Raw genomic sequence first — 6,131 nt, 5'->3', positions numbered from 1 at the left:
GGCCTCCCTCGCGCGGGGGAGGGCGGGTCACCCGGCGTTTCCCACGTGACCGGTGTCAAGCTACCGGCGGGTCATTGGATAGGGTCGGAGGCGGGGAGATCCCCGGAGATCCCTGCACCGACCGTAACCGTCCTGGACGACGCGCCGGGCGATTGACGTACGAGGAGAGCCGTTCCGTGACCATCCGAGTAGGCATCAACGGGTTCGGCCGGATCGGCCGGAACTTCTTCCGCGCCGTGAAGGCGAGCGGGGCCGACATCGAGATCGTGGCGGTCAACGACCTGACCGACAACGCCACGCTCGCCCACCTGCTGAAGTACGACAGCATCCTCGGCCGCTTCCCCGAGGACGTGCACGCCACGGCCGACGAGATCGTCGTCGGTGGCAAGACGATCAAGGCGTTCGCCGAGCGCGACCCCGCCAACATCAAGTGGGGCGACGTCGACGTCGTCGTCGAGTCGACCGGGTTCTTCACCGACGCCACCAAGGCCAAGGTGCACGCCGACAACGGCGCGAAGAAGGTCATCATCTCGGCGCCCGCCAAGAACGAGGACCTGACCGTCGTGCTCGGCGTCAACGAGGACAAGTACGACCCGGCGGCCCACACCGTCATCTCGAACGCGTCCTGCACCACCAACTGCCTGGCCCCGCTGGCGAAGGTCCTGCACGACAACTTCGTCATCGAGAAGGGCCTGATGACGACGATCCACGCCTACACGCAGGACCAGAACCTCCAGGACGCGCCGCACAAGGACATGCGCCGCGCCCGCGCCGCCGCGCTGAACGTCGTCCCGACGTCCACCGGCGCCGCCAAGGCGATCGGCCTCGTCCTGCCGGAGCTGCAGGGCAAGCTCGACGGCTACGCGCTGCGCGTCCCGGTGCCGACCGGCTCCGCCACCGACCTCACCGCGAAGGTCTCCCGCGACGTCACCGTCGACGAGGTCAACGCCGCGTTCAAGGCCGCCGCCGAGGGCCCGCTCAAGGGCTACCTGACCTACACCGAGGACCCGATCGTCTCGGCCGACATCGTCACCGACCCGGCGTCCTGCATCTTCGACGCCGGCCTGACGAAGATCATCGGCGACCAGGTCAAGGTCGTCGGCTGGTACGACAACGAGTGGGGCTACTCCAACCGCCTCGTCGACCTCGTCAAGCTCGTCGGCGCGCAGCTCTGACGCGCAGTTCCGAGCCCGTCTATCCCGCCGTGGCCGCGCGACGCGCGCGGCCACGGCGGGGCCGTATCCGGAAGGACACCGCATCCCGATGCGCACCATTGACGATCTCGACGTCGCCGGTCGGCGCGTGCTCGTCCGCGCGGACCTGAACGTCCCGCTCGAAGACGGGACGATCACCGACGACGGCCGGATCCGGGCGGCGCTGCCGACGATCTCGCGGCTGCGGTCCCGCGGCGCCCGCGTCGTCGTCTGCGCCCACCTCGGCCGTCCGAAGGGCGAGGTCAGGCCCGAGTTCTCGCTGGGCCCCGTCGCGACCCGGCTCGGCGAGCTGCTCGGCACCCGGGTCGTGTTCGCCGACGACGTCGTCGGCCCGTCCGCCCGCGCCGCCGCCGGCGGCCTCGGCGACGGCGACGTCGCGCTGCTGGAGAACCTGCGCTTCGAGCCCGGCGAGACCAGCAAGGACGACGCCGAGCGCGGCGCGTTCGCCGACGAGCTCGCCGCCCTCGCCGACTGCTACGTCGGCGACGGGTTCGGCGCCGTGCACCGCCGGCACGCCAGCGTCTTCGACGTGCCCGCGCGGCTCCCGCACGCGGCCGGCGAGCTGATCGACGCCGAGGTCTCCGTGCTGCGCCGGCTCACCGCCGACGTCGCCCGCCCGTACGCGGTCGTCCTCGGCGGCTCCAAGGTCTCCGACAAGCTCGGCGTGATCGACAACCTGCTCGGCAAGGCCGACCGCATCCTCATCGGCGGCGGCATGGTGTTCACCTTCCTCAAGGCGCAGGGCCACGAGGTGGGCCGGAGCCTCCTCGAGGAGGACCAGCTCGACACCGTCCGCGAGTACCTGCGGCGCGCCGAGGCGAACGGCGTCGAGTTCGTCCTGCCGGTGGACGTCGTCGCCGCGACCGCGTTCGCCGCGGACGCCGACCACGCCGTCGTCCCGGCCGACGCGATCCCCGCCGACCGGCTCGGCCTCGACATCGGCCCCGAGTCCGGCAAGCTGTTCGCGTCCCGGCTGGAAGGCGCCGGGACCGTCTTCTGGAACGGCCCCATGGGCGTGTTCGAGATGGAACCCTACGCGCACGGCACCCGCGCCGTCGCCCAGGGCCTCCTCGACTCGGGCGCGTTCACCGTGGTCGGCGGCGGCGACTCCGCCGCGGCCGTCCGGCGGCTCGGCTTCGACGAGAACGCCTTCTCCCACATCTCGACCGGCGGCGGCGCGAGTCTCGAGTACCTCGAGGGCAAGACGCTCCCCGGCCTGCAGGCACTGGAGGACTGACCCGATGGCAGCCGCACCTTCCCGCAAGCCGCTCATGGCGGGCAACTGGAAGATGAACAACAACCACCTCGAGGCGATCGCGCTCGTCCAGAAGATGGCGTTCGCGCTCAAGGAGGCCGACTACGACGCCGTGGACGTGGCGGTCGTCCCGCCGTTCACCGCCATCCGGTCGGTGCAGACCCTCGTCGACGCCGACAAGCTCGGGATCGCCTACGGCGCGCAGGACGTGTCGCAGCACGCGTCCGGCGCCTACACCGGGGAGATCGCCGCGTCGATGCTCGCCAAGCTCGGCTGCACCTACGCGGTCGTCGGGCACTCCGAGCGGCGGCAGTACCACAACGAGGACGACGCGGTCGTCAACGCCAAGGCGAAGGCGGCGCTCGCCGCGGAGCTCACGCCGATCCTGTGCGTGGGGGAGGGCCTGGACGTCCGGAAGGCCGGCGAGCACGTCGCGCACGTCCTCGCGCAGGTCGACGGCGGCCTGGAGAAGATCCCCGCCGAGCAGGCCGAGAAGGTCGTCATCGCCTACGAGCCGGTCTGGGCGATCGGCACCGGCGAGGTCGCCACCCCGCAGGACGCGCAGGAGGTCTGCGCCGCGATCCGCACGCGGCTCGCCGAGCTGTACGACGGGGATCTCGCCGACCGGGTGCGTATCCTGTACGGCGGCTCGGTGAAGGGAAGCAACGTCGCCAAGCTCATGCAGGAGGCCGACGTGGACGGCGCCCTGGTGGGAGGTGCCAGCCTGGACCCCGGTGAATTCGTCAAGATCTGCCGGTACCGGGACCTTCCGGCCTGATCAAAAGTGATCAATTCCTCGTGACATGGGGGTTCTTGCCGAACCAGCGGGTAGTTCGTCGTACCCTTTCAGGCGGACGGGTAAACCGCCCGGCTCGACCCTCGACCTTGAACCACAGACACGTCCCGCTCATGCGGGTCCGGCCAGAGAAGGCGCTTGAACCGTGATCATCGCAACGTCCGCCGTGCTCATCCTCTCGAGCCTCCTGATGGTCGTCCTCGTCCTGATGCACAAGGGCAAGGGCGGCGGCCTGTCCGACATGTTCGGCGGCGGCGTCTCGTCGTCGCTCGGCGGGTCGTCGGTGGTCGAGCGCAACCTGGACCGGCTGACCGTCGGCACCGGGGTGATCTGGTTCGCCTCGATCATCGTGCTGGCGCTGCTGTTCAAGGGCGACGCGGGCTGAGCCGCCTGATCCACCGTACGAGCGCCGTGCCGTCCTCCCGAGGTCACGGGCGGCCGCGGCAGAGTGAACGAGGAGTAGTCCGTGGGTAGTGGCAACGCGATTCGGGGCAGCCGCGTCGGGGCCGGTCCGATGGGTGAGGCGGAGCGCGGCGACGCCGCGCCCCGCGTCTGGGTGACCTTCTACTGCGCGAACCGGCACGAGACCCGCCCCAGCTTCGCGACCGACGTCGCGGTGCCCGAGACGTGGGACTGCCCGCGCTGCGGGTTCCCCGCCGGGCAGGACGCGGACAACCCGCCGGCTCCGCCGAAGACCGAGCCGTACAAGACGCACCTCGCCTACGTGAAGGAGCGCCGCAGCGACGAGGACGGCGAGGCCATCCTCGAGGAGGCGCTCGCGAAGCTGCGGGAGAAGCGCGCCGCGGTCAAGCAGCACATGGAGGCCGCGGCCCGCGGCTGACGCGGTTCCGCGCCGCGGCCCGGCACCCGGACGGGTGCCGGGCCGCGGCGCGTCCGGACGTTCAGCAGTCGGGGGCGCACAGCCTGCGGGCCGTCGCCTCCCCGAAGATCCGCAGGATGTCCGAGGGCCGGTCCGCCGTGTAGACGCTGCCGCGCGTGGCGTCCGCGAGCCGCTTCAGCTCGCCCGTGTCGACCTCCGGCCCGAACCCGATCACGATGATCTGCACCGGCCGCCGCGGGTCGCTCCCGTCCCGCAGCCGGGCGATGGCCTCGTCCAGCGACGGCCCGTCGGGGTCGTCGTTGCGGCCGTCGGTGAACACCAGCACGGTGTTGATCATCTCGGGCTTGTGGGTGCGGCGCATGAACGCCACGGCCGCGAGCAGCGTGTCGTACAGGCCCGTGTCGCCGTCCGGCTTCGGCCGCAGCGACGTGAGCGTGCCCAGCACCCGCTGCCGCCGCGTCGCCGACCCGATCCGCTCCCCGAGCGGGCCGATCGGCACGGTCTCGCGCCAGTCCCGCCGCCCGTCCATCCGCGTCGAGAAGACCCACTGGCCCAGCTCCGTGCCGTCCGGCTGGAGCGCCAGCCCCTGCTGGGACGCCTGCGCGATCGCCTGCAGCCGCGTCAGGTCCGTGCCCGGCACCTTCGCCGCCATCGACCCCGACACGTCGATCACCGACAGCATCCGCGACCCCAGCGCGAGCCGCGCCCATCCCTGCGCGACCTCCCGCACTTCCTCGGACGTCGGCGCGGCCAGCTCCGCGGGCCGCTGCGCCCGCACGCCCGCGGCGCTCCGGAAGTCCGGCGGCGGCGCGCCTCCCGTGTCGCGGAAGCCCAGCGCACGCAGCGCGTCCCGCGCCCCCGGCGTGCGCAGCGCCCCCTCGAACAGCCGCGCCGCCTGGTCCCGCTCCGGATCGACGAGCACGAACGGGTAGTCGAGCGACAGCGTGCCCTCCCGCGGGTACACCGCCTCCGCGGGCGCCTTCGGCCCCGTGCGGTTGTACGCCCAGACGCTCTGCTCCGGCACGAGGAGCACGGGCAGCATGCTCTCCCCGCCTCCTGCGAGGTACTTGAATGCTCCGGCCGCGTCCTGCGCCATGTTCTCCTGCGCCGCCCGCGCGAACGCGGCGAACGACGCCTGCGCCGCGTGCAGCCGCGCGTGCACGAGCAGCAGCGCGGTCAGCCCGGCGCCCGTCCGGGCCGGGTCCGCCACGATCAGCCGGATCGACCGCGCGTCCCCCGCTCCGGGCATCGACGCCCGGAGCAGCCCGTCCCACGTCGGCGCGGCGACGTCGTCGGCCCGCCGCCGCGGCACCGCCGCCACCAGCGGCGACCGCGCGACCGGACCCCCGACCGTCTCCGGCGGGTCGTCGAGAGTCCGCAGCCACAGCGACGAGTCCGGCACCCACACGTCCGGCCGGCGGACCCCCGCGTCCGGCGGGATCCGGCCCGACAGGAGCGCCGCCACCCCCGCCGGGCCGGCGGCGCGCACCGCCACGCGCACGCACCTGCCGCCGACCCGGCGCTCCCGCCGGTTGAAGTCGTCGCCGGCCCGCGCCACCGCCGGAACCAGTTCCGGCGCCACCGCCACGTCCAGCGCGACCGGGCTCCCGCCGCACCCGCCGCTCTCCGACACGGCGTACACGGACGTCCCCGCCACCACCGCGAGGGCCGCCCCCGCGATCACCAGCGCCCGCCGCACCCGCCGGGCACGGCCGCCATGCGGGCCCCCCGCACGATGAGCTCCGCTCACGTTCACCCTCGATCCCCGGGCGGCCGCGCCGCCGCCTCTGCCTCGGCCGGACATTCTGGGGACACCCGCCGCCCGCCGCATCGGCGAAATCACCGGTCTCGCACTCGTCCGGCCTCCCGAACCGGACACCGAACGCACAACGGCGCGAACCTCCGCTCGCCCCGGCATCGGTCGCGAGCACGATGTGCCCATCGACGCACCACAACCGCAAGAGCGGACTCGCCGAGCCCCTCCGCCCGCTGCCGACCCCAAGGCTTGCGGGCGTTGGGGTGGGT

6 protein-coding genes are annotated in these 6,131 nt (G+C 72.8%); 5 read left to right on the top strand and 1 reads right to left on the bottom strand.

The genetic code is table 11. The features are described from left to right. Positions 1 to 176 precede the first annotated feature (176 nt). The 5 genes from gap to DMH08_RS37840 all read left to right on the top strand — a co-directional run bounded on the left by gap (position 177) and on the right by DMH08_RS37840 (position 4,106). Positions 177 to 1,175, top strand: a complete 999-nt coding sequence (gap, locus tag DMH08_RS37860) for a type I glyceraldehyde-3-phosphate dehydrogenase (protein ID WP_125621039.1) — start codon at positions 177 to 179, stop codon at positions 1,173 to 1,175. A gap of 88 nt (positions 1,176 to 1,263) precedes the next feature. Further along, positions 1,264 to 2,451, top strand: coding sequence for a phosphoglycerate kinase (locus DMH08_RS37855; RefSeq protein WP_026406096.1), 1,188 nt, complete (start codon positions 1,264 to 1,266; stop codon positions 2,449 to 2,451). A gap of 4 nt (positions 2,452 to 2,455) precedes the next feature. Further along, positions 2,456 to 3,247: a triose-phosphate isomerase gene (gene tpiA / locus DMH08_RS37850; protein ID WP_026406095.1), complete on the top strand. Its 792-nt coding sequence runs from the start codon at positions 2,456 to 2,458 to the stop codon at positions 3,245 to 3,247. A 163-nt stretch (positions 3,248 to 3,410) separates the two neighbouring features. After that, entirely contained in the window at positions 3,411 to 3,650 is a 240-nt protein-coding gene (secG, locus tag DMH08_RS37845; RefSeq protein WP_026406094.1) for a preprotein translocase subunit SecG, read from the top strand. Positions 3,651 to 3,731: 81 nt separating this feature from the next. Beyond that, positions 3,732 to 4,106 (top strand): RNA polymerase-binding protein RbpA, encoded by a 375-nt coding sequence (locus DMH08_RS37840; RefSeq protein ID WP_084551273.1) that lies wholly within the window; start codon positions 3,732 to 3,734, stop codon positions 4,104 to 4,106. Positions 4,107 to 4,167: 61 nt separating this feature from the next. On the opposite strand, the gene DMH08_RS37835 is transcribed toward DMH08_RS37840, so the two are convergent. Further along, positions 4,168 to 5,856, bottom strand: a complete 1,689-nt coding sequence (locus DMH08_RS37835) for a substrate-binding and VWA domain-containing protein (RefSeq protein WP_158642462.1) — start codon at positions 5,854 to 5,856, stop codon at positions 4,168 to 4,170. Positions 5,857 to 6,131: the final 275 nt, after the last annotated feature.

This window comes from Actinomadura sp. WAC 06369 (genome assembly GCF_003947565.1).
Taxonomy (GTDB): domain Bacteria; phylum Actinomycetota; class Actinomycetes; order Streptosporangiales; family Streptosporangiaceae; genus Spirillospora; species Spirillospora rifamycini.
Note: the sequence above shows the minus strand (reverse complement) of the source record. Positions and strands in the feature narration are given on the sequence as shown.

What these genes read in the sequence shown, in the direction of transcription:
- tpiA (WP_026406095.1), top strand. Translation starts at nt 2,456, where the DNA reads ATGGCAGCCGCACCTTCCCGCAAGCCGCTCATGGCGGGCAACTGGAAG.
- DMH08_RS37855 (WP_026406096.1), top strand. Translation starts at nt 1,264, where the DNA reads ATGCGCACCATTGACGATCTCGACGTCGCCGGTCGGCGCGTGCTCGTC.